The organism is Ralstonia sp. UNC404CL21Col (genome assembly GCF_000620465.1).
In the GTDB taxonomy this organism is placed as follows: Bacteria; Pseudomonadota; Gammaproteobacteria; order Burkholderiales; family Burkholderiaceae; genus Ralstonia; species Ralstonia flatus.
This window is the reverse complement of the sequence record NZ_JIBE01000003.1, coordinates 1303645-1318303: the sequence shown is the minus strand read 5'-3', so window position 1 is coordinate 1318303 and position 14659 is coordinate 1303645. Positions and strand designations below refer to the sequence as shown.

General features: G+C 66.3%; 16 protein-coding genes. 8 read left to right on the top strand and 8 right to left on the bottom strand.

Annotated features, from left to right (window positions below):
* The first annotated feature begins 69 nt into the window (after positions 1-69).
* Positions 70-879 carry a nucleotidyltransferase domain-containing protein gene (locus N511_RS0106300; protein WP_027678517.1) on the top strand — a complete coding sequence of 270 codons (810 nt, stop codon included), beginning with the start codon at positions 70-72 and terminating at the stop codon, positions 877-879.
* Between the two features lie 57 nt (positions 880-936).
* Entirely contained in the window at positions 937-2004 is a 1068-nt protein-coding gene (gene rtcA, locus N511_RS0106295) for an RNA 3'-terminal phosphate cyclase (protein WP_051530831.1), read from the top strand.
* A 22-nt stretch (positions 2005-2026) separates the two neighbouring features.
* Here the strand turns inward: rtcA and N511_RS0106290 are convergent, their stop codons facing one another.
* Entirely contained in the window at positions 2027-3823 is a 1797-nt protein-coding gene (locus tag N511_RS0106290; RefSeq protein ID WP_027678515.1) for a thiamine pyrophosphate-requiring protein, read from the bottom strand.
* A 30-nt stretch (positions 3824-3853) separates the two neighbouring features.
* A complete protein-coding gene (locus tag N511_RS0106285) occupies positions 3854-4330 on the bottom strand; it encodes a hemerythrin domain-containing protein (RefSeq protein ID WP_027678514.1) in 477 nt (158 codons plus the stop codon).
* A 199-nt stretch (positions 4331-4529) separates the two neighbouring features.
* On the opposite strand from N511_RS0106285, the gene N511_RS0106280 reads away from it, so the two are divergent.
* Positions 4530-5000: a PRC-barrel domain-containing protein gene (locus tag N511_RS0106280; RefSeq protein WP_027678513.1), complete on the top strand. Its 471-nt coding sequence runs from the start codon at positions 4530-4532 to the stop codon at positions 4998-5000.
* Between the two features lie 61 nt (positions 5001-5061).
* Positions 5062-5250: a hypothetical protein gene (locus N511_RS0106275; protein WP_027678512.1), complete on the top strand. Its 189-nt coding sequence runs from the start codon at positions 5062-5064 to the stop codon at positions 5248-5250.
* 65 nt (positions 5251-5315) lie between these two features.
* Here the strand turns inward: N511_RS0106275 and N511_RS0106270 are convergent, their stop codons facing one another.
* On the bottom strand, positions 5316-5669 hold the full coding sequence (locus tag N511_RS0106270; protein WP_027678511.1) for a glyoxalase superfamily protein: 354 nt from the start codon (positions 5667-5669) through the stop codon (positions 5316-5318).
* 125 nt (positions 5670-5794) lie between these two features.
* On the opposite strand from N511_RS0106270, the gene N511_RS0106265 reads away from it, so the two are divergent.
* From N511_RS0106265 to N511_RS0106250, 4 genes are read left to right on the top strand one after another with little or no spacing between them, the layout of a single operon-like run.
* Entirely contained in the window at positions 5795-7003 is a 1209-nt protein-coding gene (locus tag N511_RS0106265) for an aminotransferase-like domain-containing protein (protein WP_027678510.1), read from the top strand.
* A 20-nt stretch (positions 7004-7023) separates the two neighbouring features.
* Entirely contained in the window at positions 7024-7530 is a 507-nt protein-coding gene (locus N511_RS0106260) for a helix-turn-helix domain-containing protein (RefSeq protein WP_027678509.1), read from the top strand.
* Positions 7530-7946 (top strand): VOC family protein, encoded by a 417-nt coding sequence (locus N511_RS0106255; RefSeq protein ID WP_004633594.1) that lies wholly within the window; start codon positions 7530-7532, stop codon positions 7944-7946. Before N511_RS0106260 ends, N511_RS0106255 begins: the two co-directional genes overlap by 1 nt.
* Positions 7943-8218, top strand: coding sequence for a hypothetical protein (locus tag N511_RS0106250; protein ID WP_027678508.1), 276 nt, complete (start codon positions 7943-7945; stop codon positions 8216-8218). The genes N511_RS0106255 and N511_RS0106250 overlap by 4 nt, the downstream gene beginning before the upstream one ends.
* A gap of 370 nt (positions 8219-8588) precedes the next feature.
* Here N511_RS0106250 and N511_RS0106245 read toward each other — a convergent pair whose 3' ends face one another.
* The 5 genes from N511_RS0106245 to N511_RS0106225 form a co-directional block, all read right to left on the bottom strand.
* Entirely contained in the window at positions 8589-9785 is a 1197-nt protein-coding gene (locus N511_RS0106245; protein ID WP_027678507.1) for an MFS transporter, read from the bottom strand.
* A 61-nt stretch (positions 9786-9846) separates the two neighbouring features.
* The gene (locus N511_RS0106240; RefSeq protein WP_027678506.1) at positions 9847-10554 is read right to left on the bottom strand and encodes a glutathione binding-like protein; all 708 of its coding nucleotides are present in this window, start codon (positions 10552-10554) and stop codon (positions 9847-9849) included.
* 94 nt (positions 10555-10648) lie between these two features.
* Positions 10649-11842, bottom strand: coding sequence for a low temperature requirement protein A (locus N511_RS0106235; protein WP_027678505.1), 1194 nt, complete (start codon positions 11840-11842; stop codon positions 10649-10651).
* Positions 11843-11875: 33 nt separating this feature from the next.
* Positions 11876-12511, bottom strand: coding sequence for a LysE family translocator (locus N511_RS0106230; RefSeq protein ID WP_027678504.1), 636 nt, complete (start codon positions 12509-12511; stop codon positions 11876-11878).
* A gap of 635 nt (positions 12512-13146) precedes the next feature.
* Entirely contained in the window at positions 13147-14523 is a 1377-nt protein-coding gene (locus tag N511_RS0106225; RefSeq protein WP_027678503.1) for an L-serine ammonia-lyase, read from the bottom strand.
* Positions 14524-14659: the final 136 nt, after the last annotated feature.

Genomic DNA, 14659 nt, shown 5'->3' with positions numbered 1-14659 from the left:
GGTTGCACAGCAAATGCAGCTCAGCGCTGTACCTGGCTCGAACATGGACAACAAGAACAACGAATCGCTATGACTTTCATCTATTCCCACCCCGTCTCGGACGAAATCCGCGAACGCGTGCTGGCGGAGCTGACGCACATCGAACAGCAGCACGATGTGCGTGTGCTCTTCGCATGCGAATCCGGCAGTCGTGGCTGGGGCTTTGCCTCGCCTGACAGCGACTACGACGTGCGCTTCGTCTACGTGCATCAGCCAGAGTGGTACTTGCGCGTTGAGCCGCAGCGCGACGTGATCGAACTGCCCATCAGCGACGAGCTGGACATCTCTGGCTGGGAGCTGCGCAAGGCGCTGCAACTGATGCACCGTTCCAACCCGACGCTGTTGGAGTGGCTGGCTTCCCCCGTGGTGTATCGCCAGGACGCGGCGCTTGCCGCCCGCATGCGCACGCTGGCCCCGACATTCTTTTCCGAGCGCAAGGGGCGTTGGCACTATGTGTCGATGGCGGCGAAGAACTTTCGCGGCTATCTGCAGGGCGAGACCGTGCGCATGAAGAAGTACCTGTACGTGTTGCGTCCGCTGCTCGCCGCACAGTGGATCGACGAAGGGCGGGGCATCCCGCCGATGCGTTTTGCCGATCTGGCCGACATGACGGTGAAAGATGCCGCGTTGCGTGACGAGATCAACCAACTGTTGGCGATCAAGATGGAGTCGGGCGAAGCCGAATATGGCGCACGCTTTCCGCGCATTCATGCCTTCATCGAACACGCGTTGGCGCAGGAAGAGGTGCCCACAGATTTCCGCCAAGCCACGGGCAACCCGGCCGCGCTGGATGCGTTTCTGCACGACACTGTGTTGACGCGCTCGCCCTGTACGACCTGACGCGCATTCCATGATGGGGTGCGCAGACCAACAAGAAGACAACAAGAAGAACAAACCATGAACACCCTATTACAACGACACGCACGGCACGCACAACGCGCGCAGGCCGATTGCATCGAACTGGACGGCGCACAAGGTGAAGGGGGCGGGCAGATCCTGCGCACGGCGCTCACGCTGTCCATGCTGACCGGCACGCCATTCCGGATCGAGAACATCCGCGCCAAGCGTTCGAAGCCGGGCTTGCTGCGCCAGCATCTGACGGCGGTGCAGGCTGCCGTGCAGATCAGCGGTGCGACGGTAGAGGGCGCAGAAGCAGGCTCGCAGACGCTGCGGTTTGCGCCGGGTGCCATCCGTGGCGGCGATTACCGCTTCGCCATCGGCACGGCCGGCAGTTGCACGCTCGTGTTGCAGACGATCCTCCCAGCGCTCTGGTTTGCCGACGCGCCGAGCACCGTGTCGGTCAGCGGCGGCACGCACAACCGCGCCGCACCGCCGGTCGATTTCCTCATCCGGGCATGGCTGCCGCTGGTGGCGCGCATGGGCGTGACGCAGACGCTCGCGCTCAAGCGCCACGGCTTCTATCCGGCGGGCGGCGGCGAGGTAGTCGCGACGGTAACGCCGTGCACGGGTGTGTTGACGCCGCTACACCTGACGGAGCGCGGTGCGCAACGGGCCCTGCGTGCCGAAGGCATCGTTGCCGGCGTGCGCGGCAGCGTGGCGCGGCGCGAGCTGGACACGTTGACGCGCCTCGTACCGGGCGTCGAAGGCACGGTCCGGGACCTCGGCAACGCGGAGGGCCCCGGCAATGCGCTCGTGCTCGACATCGAGCATGAGCACGTGACCGAAGTCTTCACGGGCTTTGGCGAGCGTGGCGTGACGGCGGAGACGATCGGCAAGGAAGTCGCCGGTGCCGCGCAGCGCTACCTGCAAAGCTCGGCAGCCGTCGACGAATACCTCGCCGATCAGTTGGTGCTGCCGATGGCGCTCGCAGGCGCCGGTGCTTTCACGGTGGTCACGGCGTCATCGCACCTGCTGACCAACATCGGCGTGATCGAGAAGTTCCTGCCGGTGGAGGTGGCGGTGCGCCCGCTGGAATCCGGCGCCGTGCACGTCGAGGTGGCCTGACTGCACCCACGCCACTTCCGTGTCACTCCTTGTCCTTGTGCACCGGGAACAGCGCCGACAGCACCTGCCGTGCTGTCCCGCGCAGCACGCCGCTCGCGTCCGGGTCGCCGTACGCCAGGGCCGTCGCAAAGTTGCGGGCCTGCTGCAGCGTGACGTGTGGCGGCAGCGGCGGCACATCGGGGTCGGTCTTTACTTCCAGCACCACGGGGCGGTCTGCGTCGAGCGCTTCATCCCACGCGCCGGCCAGCTGGTCGGGGTTGTCGACGTAGATGCCCTTCAGGCCGATCAACTCGGCAAAGCGGTGATACGGCACGTCCGGGATGTCCTGTGACGCCGGGAATTTCGGGTCGCCTTCCATCACGCGCTGCTCCCAGGTGACTTCGTTCAGATCCTGATTGTTGAGCACCATGCAGATCCACTTGGGAGACTTCCACCGCTTCCAGTATTTCGACACGGTGATGAGTTCCGCCATGTTGTTCATCTGCATGGCGCCGTCGCCCACGAGTGCGATGACAGGGCGATCGGGATGCGCAAACTTGGCGGCAATCGCGTAGGGCACCGCCGCCCCCATCGATGCCAAGCCGCCCGAGAGCGAGCCCATCATGCCGGGCTTGAACTTGAGATCGCGCGCATACCAGTTGGCGCAGGTGCCGGAATCGCTGGTGACGATCACGTTGCTCGGCAGCTTCGGTGACAACTCCCAGAACACGCGCTGCGGGTTGACGGGGTAGGCCGGCTGCAGCGCGCGGTCTTCCAGCGTCTTCCACCAGCTTTCATTCCAACGGGCAATGCGGTCCGGCCAGTAGCGATCGGTCTTGCGCTGCAGCAGCGGCAGCAGCGCACGCAGCGTCTGCGCACTGTCGCCCACGAGGTTGACCTCCATCGGATAGCGCAGCCCCAGCATGCCGGGGTCGAGGTCGATCTGCACACCGCGCGCTTGGCCTTCCTTGGGGAGAAATTCCGCATAGGGGAAGCCGGAGCCGACCATCAACAGCGTGTCGCAGTGGCTCATCAGCTCCCAGCTCGGCTCGGTGCCCAGCAAGCCGATGGCGCCTGTCACATAGGGCAACTCGTCGGGCAGGACGGCCTTGCCGAGCAGCGCCTTGGCCACGCCCGCCCCCAGCGTTTCCGCCACGGCCGCCACTTCTGCGCTGGCCCCGAGTGCGCCCGCGCCGACAAGCATCGCCACCCTGCGGCCGCTGTTGAGGATGTCCGCCGCGCGTTCCAGATCGGCCGCTTGCGGGATCACGCTTGGCGCGCTGTAGCCCACGCCCGAATGCACCGTGCCATGCGCGCGCGGCGGCTCGGTGTAGGGCATTTCCTGCAGATCGTTTGGCAGCACGAGCGCCGTCACCCGGCGCTGCCCGATGGCGATGCGCACCGCGCGATCCAGCAGATGCCGCACCTGCGCCGGCATGCTGGCCTGGTGGACAAACGCGCCGGCCACGTCACGGAACATCGCCGCCAGATCCACCTCCTGCTGGTAATGCCCGCCGACCGCCGTGCGGGCCTGCTGGCCGGTAATCGCCAGCACCGGCATGTGGTCGAGCCGCGCGTCGTACAGCCCCGTGATGAGGTGCGTGGCACCCGGCCCGGACGTCGCCATGCACACCCCTAGCTCGCCCGTGAACTTGGCGTGCGCCGAGGCCATGAAGGCGGCCATTTCTTCATGCCGCACCTGCACGAACTCGATCTTGCCGCCCGCGCGCTGCAGGGCCCCGAACATGCCGTTGATGCCATCGCCGGGGTAGCCAAAGATGCGCCGCACACCCCAGTCATACAGGCGCGCGACGAGGAAATCGGAGACGGTGGCTCGCATGGTGTCGGTCCGGTATCGGGTGATGGGGCGTCAGCTGGCGGTCTCGGCGAGCAATGCTTCCTTGCGCGCGGTCATGGGTTCCTGCAGCGGGGTGAGGTCCACGTGCTGGCGGATGAGCTTGGGAAAGAGTTCGGTCTCTTCCTCTTCAACGTGGTGCGAGACGTACTCGGCCAGCACGGTGAACTTGGCCGCAAACAGATCGTCGCCCGCCTGCATGCCGCTCAGCTGCTCGATCAGGTCCTTCGCGGTGGCGTGCTCGACCACGGCTTCGTCGACAAGGTCTTTGAATGCTTCGCCGCCGTTGTCGCGCACGAACGGGTAGAACACCTCTTCTTCAAGCTGCGTATGGACGGTCAACTTTTCACACGCTTCGCGCACGATTTGCTCGCCGGCGGCTTTGTCTTTTTCCTGCTGGAACGCCTTGAACAGTTTCTTCACCTCGCGGTGATCGTCCAGCAGCATCGACAGCACGGCGCGTTGCGCCACAGGGATTTCAGCTTTGTTCATGGGGCTCTCCGGTACGGGGTTGTTGTTTGAGTCCGCCAAACCGTCGAGCAAGCGGCATGCCGCACGCGCGCCGTTGCGGGCGATGTGCCGCAGGCAAGCTTCGTGCTGACACAGGTGGTTACGTGCGACAGACGCCGCGCAGATGCGTGGCCGCCGCACATCATCCTGAACGTCAACCGATTGATGGGAGGTAACTGCTATGCAAACCACGACAACGGGCACCACGCTGGGCACCGGTACGGCCACCGGTGTGGGAACCACCGCTGGCGTACGCATGCGCATCATCGGGCGTGCCGACTCCGATTCGGCGGGTCCGGGCCCGGAACTGATGGCCGCAGATACGCTGGAGGGCGACCGCGTCGTCAACCTCAATGGAGAGGACCTCGGCAAGATCACCGACATCATGCTCGACGTGCAGCGCGGCCGGATCGCCTATGCGGTGATGTCGGTGGGCGGCTTCCTGGGCATCGGCGACAAGCTGTTTGCCGTGCCGTGGAGCGCCATGTCGCTCGACGTTGACCGCAAGTGCTTCGTGCTCGACGCCAACAAGGACCGCCTTGAGGCAGCGCCGGGTTTCGACAAGGACAGCTGGCCCACGATGGCCGATCCGACCTGGGCGCAGTCCGTGCACGAGTACTACGGCTCGCGTCCGTACTGGGAAGAGTATTGAGCGCGCCCAGGCACGCTGTTCGCTTGCGTGTCCTCAACCACGCTTGAACCAGGAGGGCGCCATGGAGAAAGGTAAGAAAGAGAAGCATCCGCACGCAGAAAAGCGTGAGGAACTGGTGGAAAAGGCCGTGGAAGACACCTTCCCGGCCAGTGACCCGCCCGCCACGGGTGGCATCACACGCGTTGTCGAAAAGGACAAGAGCGGCAACGCACACCAGGACAAGCGCACCCACAACGGCAAGCACCGGTAGCTGTTAGCCGGCACTGCCGCGCCCGCATCGCCTTCGGCATGCGGGCTTTTTTTGATGCGTGCGGGCTAGCGGTGCGCGAGGATGTTGATCACGTTGCCGAACGGATCGCGCACATAAAAGCGGCGCACGCCCCACGGCTCATCGACGAGCGGGTAGACGATCTCCAGGCCCAACGAGACGGCCCGCGCATGCACGGCATCCACATCGTCCACCTCTACCGACAGCGCGGGCACCGGTGTACCGTTTCCACCTTCGCTGGCGATGCTGATTTGCGGCGCCATCGTGTTGGCCGTATCGGCAAAGGTGACGATCCAGCCGTGGTCCATCACTGCTTCCAGGTCGAGTAGTTCGGCATAGAACGCGCGGGCACGTGCCGGATCGGCAGCATGCAGGTTCGGGACGATGCGTCGGACAGCCATGCGGGGCTCCTTTTCGCCTATGCGGTGCCGGCATTTTAGTCATGGCTGTGACGCCCTGTTGGCATGCGCACGCGGCGCACATCACGTAAAGTGGCGGGCACTCGAACTACAGAGACACGCACGCCATGGAATTCCTGCAATCGCTGCTGGCACCCCGCCTGCAAAACGTTGAAACCTCCGCCATCCGCGAGTTGTTCAAGGTGCTCGGCAAGCCGGGCCTGATCTCGTTTGCCGGCGGTTTTCCGGACGCCGCCTTGTTTGACGTGGAAGGCCTGAAGGCCGCCGCCGACAGCGCACTCACCACCGACGCCGCCCGCGCGCTGCAATACGGCGCAACCGAGGGCTTCGAGCCGCTGCGTGAGGCCATCGTCACGCTGATGAAGTCGCGCGGCGCCAACGTTGCCAACACCGACATCCTCGTCACCACCGGTTCGCAGCAAGGGCTGGATCTGCTGGGCAAGGTGCTGATCGGCGAGGGCGACACGGTGCTGACCGAGGCGCCCACCTTCCTCGCCGCCATTCAGGCGTTCAAGCTGTACGGCGCCAAGGTGGCCGGCGTGCCGACCGATGGCGACGGCCTGGATGTCGACGCGCTGGAAAAGGTGCTTGCCACTGCGCATCCCAAATTCCTCTACGTGATTCCCAACTTCGGCAACCCGAGCGGCGCGCTGATGAGCCTGGAGCGTCGCAAGCGCCTGCTGGATGTAGCCGTGCGCCACAACCTGCTGATCGTGGAAGACGACCCGTACGGCGATCTGTATTTCGACGCGCCCCCGCCGCCGTCGCTGTACGCGCTGTCGCAACAGACGGAGGGCGCACAGGGGCGGGTGATCTACCTGGGCAGCCTGTCGAAGGTGGTAGCGCCGGGGCTGCGCGTGGGTTGGATGATCGCCTCGCAGCCGGTGCTGGGCAACGCGGTGATGGTCAAGCAGTTTGCCGATGCGCACACCTCCACGTTTGCGCAGGCCACGGCCGCTGCCTACCTGCGCAGCAATCGCCTGGACACCGTGCTGCCGCGCACGCGTGCGGCCTATGCCGAACGCGCCCACGCCATGGCCAACGGCCTGCGTGCGCTGTTGCCCGACACTGAACTGACCTTCAACCGCCCGCGCGGCGGCATGTTCCTGTGGTGCACCTTGCCGGGCCGCAATGCCGGCGATGTGGCCAAGGTGGCCATCGAGCGCGGTGTGGCGTTCGTGCCGGGCGCGGCGTTCTACCCGGTCGACCCGGATCGCTCGACGCTGCGTCTGTCGTACGCCACCTCGTCGCTGGCGCAGGTGGAAGAGGGTGTGCGCAAGCTCGCCCATGCCATCGGCGAGTTCAAGCTGGCCTGACCTCGCCAGGGCAGGCCGCGGTGGCACAGGCACACACCGACGCGCAGCAAGACCCCGCGCTGCTGCGCCGCCTGCTGCGCGCCAAAGACCGCATGGACGCCGCCTCGCACGAGGCATGGCCCGTCAAGCGGCTGGCCGAGGTGAGCGGCGTGTCGGCGGCGCATTTTGCGCGTTCGTTCAAACAGGCCTTCGGCATTCCGCCGCACCGCTACCTGCTCACGCGCCGCATTGAGCAGGCCACCACCCTGCTGCGCGACACCGACCTGCCCATCATCGAAATCGCCTACGCCACGGGCTGGGAAAGCCTCGGCACCTTCGGCCGCATCTTTCGCGACATCACCGGGCAGAGCCCGAGTGCGCTTCGCCGTCACGCACAGGCCACCGCACCGCAGCAACAACTCGACCGCGTGCCCGCCTGTGTGCTGAAGGCGGCGCAGCGGCCCGACCTCGTCACAGCAGTTTCGGAGAAGCGCCGCCAGCTGGCAGAGGGTACAAATCCGTCACCCACCAACAACAAGGAGCGGTGATGAGCCAAGGGATCAATGTCGTCGGGCTGTATGTGGATGATCAGGACGCGGCGCTGGCGTTCTATGTCGACAAGCTCGGGTTTCGCGTGCACACCGACGTGCGCAACGGCCCGTATCGGTGGCTGACGGTGCAGCATCCGGAGCAGCCGTCGTTTCAGCTCGGCCTGTTCCAGCCGGGCCCGCCCATTCACGACGAAGCCACCGCGCAGACCTTGCGCGCCATGGTGGCCAAGGGCGCGATGCCGCCGCTGGTGCTGACCGTCGCCGATTGCCGCGCCGCCTATGCGCAACTGCGCGAGCGCGGCGTGGAGTTCACGCAAGAGCCGATCGACCGCTTCGGCAGCGTCGACGCCGGCTTTCGTGACCCGGCCGGCAACGGCTGGAAGATGATCCAGGCCGCCGGAGGTGCCCAGTGAGCGCCCGCCACGCAATCCGCCAGTTTCACCGCTGGGTGTCGATGGCGTTCACGCTCACGGTCATCGCCAACTTTGTCGCCCTGGGGCTGGGCAAGGGTGCGCAGCCGCCGGCGTGGATCACCTACGCGCCGCTGCTGCCGCTGGCGCTGCTGCTGTTCACGGGGCTCTATATGTTCGCGCTGCCGTACCGGGATCGGCGTGGCGCGCGGCGCTCGACCGGCGAGCGGGACACGCCCACCGCGGCAGTCGGAGTGCGGCACGTGAGGCTCTGAGGCCCGATTGCGGGGCTCAGACAGTCGAGCGTGAGTGTCCGAGGCGCGTCCACCAGGCTCAACACCCGGAACATGACCGTTCGAGGTCGAAAAAATCGGGCTCAGAGGGCCGAGCGCGAGGGGTCGGAGGCCGGACGCCGAGCCTCTGAGGCTCAAGCGCCGACCTCAAAGCCCGGAGCGTGCGTGTTTGAGGTCGAAAATGTCGACCTCGAAGCGTGGCGCACGAGGGTTTGAGGGTCGAACGCCGGGGTCCAAGGTCGGAACGCGAGGGTTTGAGGCTCGATCGCCGCAGTCCAAGCTCGGAGCGCAAGGGTTTGACGTCCGTGCGTCGGGCTCCGGACCCAGCGCGTCGCGTTCCGCGCTCCGGCGTTCAGTGTGCGACCGACGTGGCTGCAGGTTCATCGGCCAGCGCCGCCTCATGTCGGCCGCCCCTGCGCCACAACACCACCGCCACCACATGGCACGCGGCGGCTGCCCACCCCAGCATGCCGGGTCCGCCATGCGCCAGGGCCAGGGCGCCAACGCTCGACCCCAGCGCGATCCCCACGTACACGGCCGACGCATGCAGCGACAGCGTGATCGGTGACACATCGGGCGCGAGGCGGATCAAGCGCGTCGCCTGCGCCGGGCCGAAGCCCCAGCCGGCCATGCCCCACAGCACGACCGCGCCGATGGCGACCGCGCCGGCCACCGTGCCGTGCAGCACTTGCGCTGACAGCGACAGCACCGAGAACGCCAGCACGATGCCCGCGCTGCTGACCGCCAGCACGCGTGCCACACCGGCGCGGTCGGTCATGTGGCCGCCCAGGCCCGTGCCGAGCGCCGCAAAGCTGCCGACCAGGAACAGCACGATGCCCACGTGCTGCGGCGCGAAGCCCAACCCCTGCACAAAGAACGGGGCGACGTAGGTGTAGAACGTAAAGCCGCCTGCGGCCCACAGCGTGGACACCGCCAGCGCGCCCAGCATGCCGGGCCGGCGCGCCACGGAGAGGCGCTGCGCCAGCGTGGTCACGCTGTGCGGCAGCGCACGCGGCAGGCCGAAGGCCAAGCCCGCCGTGGCCAGTGCCGACAGCACACCGCATGCGATGAACGTGGAGCGCCAGTCGCCCTGCGCCGCAATCCATGCGCCCAGCGGCACGCCGAGCGCCACTGCCACCGTGCCGCCGCCCGTGATGATGGCCAGCGCCGAGCCGCTGCGCGAGGCGGGCACCAGCGAGGTCGCCACCGCATTGGCCGTCGGCAGAAACACGCCGGCCGCCAGCGCCAGCAGCACGCGCGCCGCCATCAACTGCCCAAAGCCGTGCGCGGTGGCCGCCAGCAGGTTGCCTGCCGCAAAGATGGCCAGCGCGCCGATCAGCACGCGTCGCCGGTCGACATTGCCGAGCAGCGCCGCCATCACCGGCGAGCCCACGGCATACGTGACGGCAAACACGGTAACGAGCTGCCCCGCCGCCGGCACGCTCACACCCAGGTCTGCGGCGAGCACCGGCAGCAGGCCGGCGATCATGAAACCTTCAGTGCCGATGGCGAACGCGCCCAGGCACAACCACCACAGCGACGCCGGCATGGTCGGCTCCTGTCAGAAAACGAATGTGGAATGGAGGCGGAGCGCGGAGGCTCCGCGAGAATCAGCGCGCGGCGGTGCTGGCGGTCTGGCCGAACAACACGCTGCGCTCGTCGTCGGAGATGTCTTCGCGGCGGCGCGAGTAGGCGCGTTCCACCCCGGCATAGGCGCGCTGCGTGGCCGGCCGTGCGCCAACGGCTTCGAACCAGCGCTGCAGGTGCGGGAAGTCGTTCAGGTCCTGACCATGCCCGGCGTGCGGGACGATCCACGGATAGGCCGCGATATCGGCGATGGTGTAGTCGTTGCCGGCGATGTATGGGCGATCGGCTAGGCGGCGGTCGAGCACGCCGTACAGGCGGTTGGTCTCTTTGGTGTAGCGATCAATGGCGTAGGGCACGCGCTCGGGCGCATACACGTTGAAGTGGCCGATCTGCCCGGCCATCGGGCCCAGGCCGCCCACCTGCCAGAACAGCCACTTGAGTACTTCCATGCGGCCGTGCAGGTCGGTGGGCATCAGCTGGCCGGTCTTCTCGGCCAGGTAAAGCAGCATGGCGCCCGATTCGAACAGCACCACCGGCTCGGTCCCCTCGGCCGGGTCGTGATCGACCATGGCCGGGATCTTGTTGTTGGGCGAGATGGCCAGGAACTCGGGCTTGAACTGGTCACCCCGGCTGATATCGACGGGGATGACGCGGTGCGGCAAGCCGGTTTCGGCAAAGAACAGCGCCATCTTCAGGCCGTTGGGCGTGGCGCAGTAGTAGAGGTCGATCATGGCGGGGCCCTCGTGTTCTGTCATGTTGGTGGACAGAGTAGGCGCGCGAGTGGCCTTTTGTAATGTCCAGAAACTGGAATTTTCAGGTGACCACTCAGTGCCCGTGCGCTTGTGCCGGTTCGGCTGTCTCGCAGGAGCGTGCGTACCCCTCCCACGCCGCCGTGCCGCACAGCACGCCCGTCGCCAGCGCAGATACCGCCAGCGCCGGCCATTCGCCAGCCACCATCCAGGCGCCGCCCAGCGCCACCAGACCAACCACATGCGCTGGGCGCAACCGGCCGAAGATCGCCCACTTGAACAGCAGGTTGCCCAGCAGGTACAGCGCCGCGCTGCCCAGCACTGCCAGGGCCGTCCCCGCATGCGGGTGGCCCACCGGATGCGCCAGCACGAACTCATCGGCCACCGCCCCGACGATGATGCCGGCCACCAGCACCACGTGGATGTAGGTGTAGGCCAGCCGTGCAAGCCGGCCAGGATCGGCCGAATGCGACATGGTGTGTGCGCCGCGCTCGGCAATCGTGTCGAAGTACAGCCACCACATCGCCAGGCTGCCGATGAACGACAGCGCCATCGCCGCGATGTTCTGAGCGGTCCAGTCGAGCCCGGCAAACGTGGAGCCCGTGACGAGCACCGATTCGCCCAGCGCGATGATGATGAACAGCGAGCAGCGCTCGGCCATGTGGCCGCCTTCCACGTTCCAGTCGTTGGTGGTGGAGCGGCCCAGGCCCGGCGTGTAGAAGCCCATCGACGGCCCGACCCATTCGATGGCGAGCGCGACGATCCAGCAGGCCCAGCGCACGGAACCGTCCGACAGCCCGCCCGCCAGCCACAGCACCGCAGAGATGCCGAGCCACGTGGCGATGCGCTGGAAGTTGCGCCGCATGGGCAGCGCCTCGCCGCGCACGGCCCACAGGAAGAACACCGTGCGCCCGAACTGCATGAACACATAGGCCAGCGCAAACGCCAGCCCGCGCGAGCCGAACGCCTGCGGCAGCGACGCCGAGAGCAGCAGCCCGCCCGTCATCAGCACGAGCATCAGCATGCGGATGGCGAGCTTGTCCGGGTCGAGCCAGTTCGTCACCCACGACGTGAAGATCCACACCCACCACACCGCCAGCATCAGCAGCAGCGCCTGCGCGCCGCCTTGCAGCGTGAAGTTGCCGATCAGCAGGTGCGAGAGCTGCGTCACCGCAAACACGAACACCAGATCGAAGAACAGCTCGATGTTGGTGACGCGGTGGTGGCCGTGGGCCCCTTCGGGCGAGGGGCGGAGGTAACTGCGGGGCATCGGGTGTCCTCGGTGCGGCCTCGTGAACGGCGATCAGGCCGACTGCATGCCGAGCGTGAGCGTGCCTGCGCCCACCATCACCGCACCGCCCGTGTAGCCGAAGCGGCGCTGCGCGGCCACGCTGGTCAGACGCTTGGCGAGCAGCTTGGCGGCCAGCGCGTACATCGATGCGTTGGCGGCGGCCAGGATGACGAAGGTCGGCAGCAGGATCACGCTCTGCGACAGGAAGGTCTGCTCGGCCGACATGAACTGCGGCACGAAGGCGACGAAAAAGACGATGCTCTTGGGGTTCAGCGCGGTGACCGTCCAGGCGGAAAGGAAGCGGCGGCCGGCGGACTTCTGCTGCACCGGGATGCTGGCTTCCGGCGCATCGTCGCGCAGGCGGCGGGCGCTCAGGATGGACTTGATGCCCAGATAGACGAGGTATGAACCGCCGATGAGCTTGAGCGCCGTGAAGGCCGCCGCCGATGCGGCCAGCAGGGCGCCCGCACCGGCAAGGGACACGGCCATGGCGGTGGTGTCGCCTGCCGCCACGCCGGCAACGGTGCTCCACGCCGAGCGCCCACGGTTGGCCAGCGAATCACCAATCACCAAAAGGATGGTCGGGCCGGGGATGAGCAGGATGATGATGCTGGCGCCGATGAAGGCCAGCCAGGTTTGGAGGGTCATGGGGTGGCTCGCTGTGTTGTTGGGTGAGGGGAGACAGTTATCCATGAAAAAAATGAGGCGTCAAATGGGGGGGGGGTTGTTTTTGGTTTTTGGGTTGGTGGTCCGCCTTCCTTTCGTACCCTGCCGGGCACGACTCACTTTTCTTTGTCTTGCCAAAGAAAAGTAAGCAAAAGAAAGGCGCGCCCGAGATGGCGACTTCCCCTTGGATTTGTGTCGCGGGGAGGGAGGGGAGGCAAACTCGCTGCGCTCAGACAGCCTCCCCTCTTTTTCCTCCCCGCAACAAAAATCCAAGGCGCCATCAAGGGCTCAACGTCAAAAGAGAAAGGCCAACCCATCGCGCGGTTGGCCTTGTCGTTTGGGCCTGCGCATAGATGGTTTGGCCTTTGTCTTTCCTGCCCTTGATGGCGCCTTGAATTTTCGTAAGCGGGCGGAAAAAAGGTGGGGAACTGTCTGAGCGCAGCGAGTTTTCCCCACCTCCGCCCGGTTACGCAAATTCAAGGAATCTTTCGCCATCTCGGGCGCGCCTTTCTTTTGCTTACTTTTCTTTGGCAAGACAAAGAAAAGTGAGTCGTGCCCGGCAGGGTACGAAAGGGAGATGGACCACCAAGGCAAAAACCAAAACCCAAACCAAAAAATCAACACTCCACAATATTCACCGCCAACCCCCCCCGCGCCGTCTCCTTGTACTTGGTCTTCATATCCGCCCCCGTCTCGCGCATCGTCTTGATCACGGAGTCGAGCGACACATAATGCGTGCCATCCCCCCGCAACGCCATGCGCGCCGCATTCACCGCCTTCACCGACGCCATCGCATTGCGCTCAATACACGGAATCTGCACGAGCCCGCCAACCGGGTCGCACGTGAGCCCCAGGTTGTGCTCCATGCCGATCTCCGCTGCGTTTTCGACCTGCGCAGGCGTGCCGCCCAGCACCGCTGCCAGCGCACCCGCCGCCATCGAACACGCCACGCCGACTTCCCCCTGGCAGCCGACTTCCGCGCCCGAGATCGACGCGTTCATCTTGTAAAGCATGCCGATCGCGCCGGCGGTGAGCAGGAAATCCACGATGCCGTTGTCGTTCGCGGCAGGCACGAAGCGGTCGTAGTAATGCATCACGGCCGGGATGATGCCGGCTGCGCCATTGGTCGGCGCCGTGACGACGCGCCCGCCCGCGGCGTTTTCTTCGTTCACGGCAATCGCATACAGGTTCACCCAGTCGATGACCGACAGCGGATCGGACAGCGTGCGTTCGGCCTGCACCGTGAGCCGTGAATACAGCTCCGCCGCGCGGCGACGCACGTGGAACGGGCCCGGCAGTTCGCCCTCGGTGCGGCAGCCGCGCGCCACGCACGCCTGCATCACGTGCCAGATGTTGAGCAAGCCGGCGCGCACTTCGGCTTCGGTGCGCCACGTCAATTCGTTTTCGAGCATCAGGCGGGCGATGGACTTGCCCGTCGATTCGCACATCGCCAGCAATTCCTTGCCGCTGCGGAACGGATGCGGCAACTGGTCGTGCGCGGCCAGCACTTGCGTATTCGGCGCACCGGCCGTGACGACAAAGCCGCCGCCCACCGACAGGTAGCGCGCCTCGCGCAGCCGCTCGCCGGCCGCATCGAAGGCGTGGAACTTCATGCCGTTCGGGTGCTCGGCCATCGCCTCGCGGCGATAGAAGGCGATGTGCTCCTTCTCGGTAAAGCGCACCGCGTGACGGCCCAGCAGCGACAGCGACTGCGAGGCGCGCAGCGCCGCCAGCTTGTCTTCGATGGTGTCCGGGTCGATGGTGTCCGGCGCCTCGCCCATCAGGCCGAGGATGACGCCGCGATCGGTGCCGTGGCCCTTGCCGGTGGCGCCGAGCGAGCCATACAGCTCGACGCGCACGCTGGCGACTTGCGACATTAGGCCGTCGGCTTCGAGGCCGGAGGCGAACATCAGCGCGGCGCGCATCGGCCCGACGGTGTGCGAGCTGGACGGGCCGATGCCGATCTTGAAGAGGTCGAAAACAGAAACAGCCATGGGGTAAGGCTCCGGGGGGCGTTTTGCAAAAGGGGCGAGTCGGCTTGTGGCCGCCCGCGCTCGGGTTGTTCAGATGCAAACGGCCGCCCCGTGGTGCGAGGCGGCCGCCTGAGGCGCGGCGCGATGGCAATCGCGC

What these genes read in the sequence shown, in the direction of transcription:
- N511_RS0106300 (WP_027678517.1), top strand. Translation starts at nt 70, where the DNA reads ATGACTTTCATCTATTCCCACCCCGTCTCGGACGAAATCCGCGAACGC.
- rtcA (WP_051530831.1), top strand. Translation starts at nt 937, where the DNA reads ATGAACACCCTATTACAACGACACGCACGGCACGCACAACGCGCGCAG.
- N511_RS0106290 (WP_027678515.1), bottom strand. Translation starts at nt 3,823, where the DNA reads ATGCGAGCCACCGTCTCCGATTTCCTCGTCGCGCGCCTGTATGACTGG.
- N511_RS0106285 (WP_027678514.1), bottom strand. Translation starts at nt 4,330, where the DNA reads ATGAACAAAGCTGAAATCCCTGTGGCGCAACGCGCCGTGCTGTCGATG.
- N511_RS0106280 (WP_027678513.1), top strand. Translation starts at nt 4,530, where the DNA reads ATGCAAACCACGACAACGGGCACCACGCTGGGCACCGGTACGGCCACC.
- N511_RS0106275 (WP_027678512.1), top strand. Translation starts at nt 5,062, where the DNA reads ATGGAGAAAGGTAAGAAAGAGAAGCATCCGCACGCAGAAAAGCGTGAG.
- N511_RS0106270 (WP_027678511.1), bottom strand. Translation starts at nt 5,669, where the DNA reads ATGGCTGTCCGACGCATCGTCCCGAACCTGCATGCTGCCGATCCGGCA.
- N511_RS0106265 (WP_027678510.1), top strand. Translation starts at nt 5,795, where the DNA reads ATGGAATTCCTGCAATCGCTGCTGGCACCCCGCCTGCAAAACGTTGAA.
- N511_RS0106255 (WP_004633594.1), top strand. Translation starts at nt 7,530, where the DNA reads ATGAGCCAAGGGATCAATGTCGTCGGGCTGTATGTGGATGATCAGGAC.
- N511_RS0106245 (WP_027678507.1), bottom strand. Translation starts at nt 9,785, where the DNA reads ATGCCGGCGTCGCTGTGGTGGTTGTGCCTGGGCGCGTTCGCCATCGGC.
- N511_RS0106240 (WP_027678506.1), bottom strand. Translation starts at nt 10,554, where the DNA reads ATGATCGACCTCTACTACTGCGCCACGCCCAACGGCCTGAAGATGGCG.
- N511_RS0106235 (WP_027678505.1), bottom strand. Translation starts at nt 11,842, where the DNA reads ATGCCCCGCAGTTACCTCCGCCCCTCGCCCGAAGGGGCCCACGGCCAC.
- N511_RS0106230 (WP_027678504.1), bottom strand. Translation starts at nt 12,511, where the DNA reads ATGACCCTCCAAACCTGGCTGGCCTTCATCGGCGCCAGCATCATCATC.
- N511_RS0106225 (WP_027678503.1), bottom strand. Translation starts at nt 14,523, where the DNA reads ATGGCTGTTTCTGTTTTCGACCTCTTCAAGATCGGCATCGGCCCGTCC.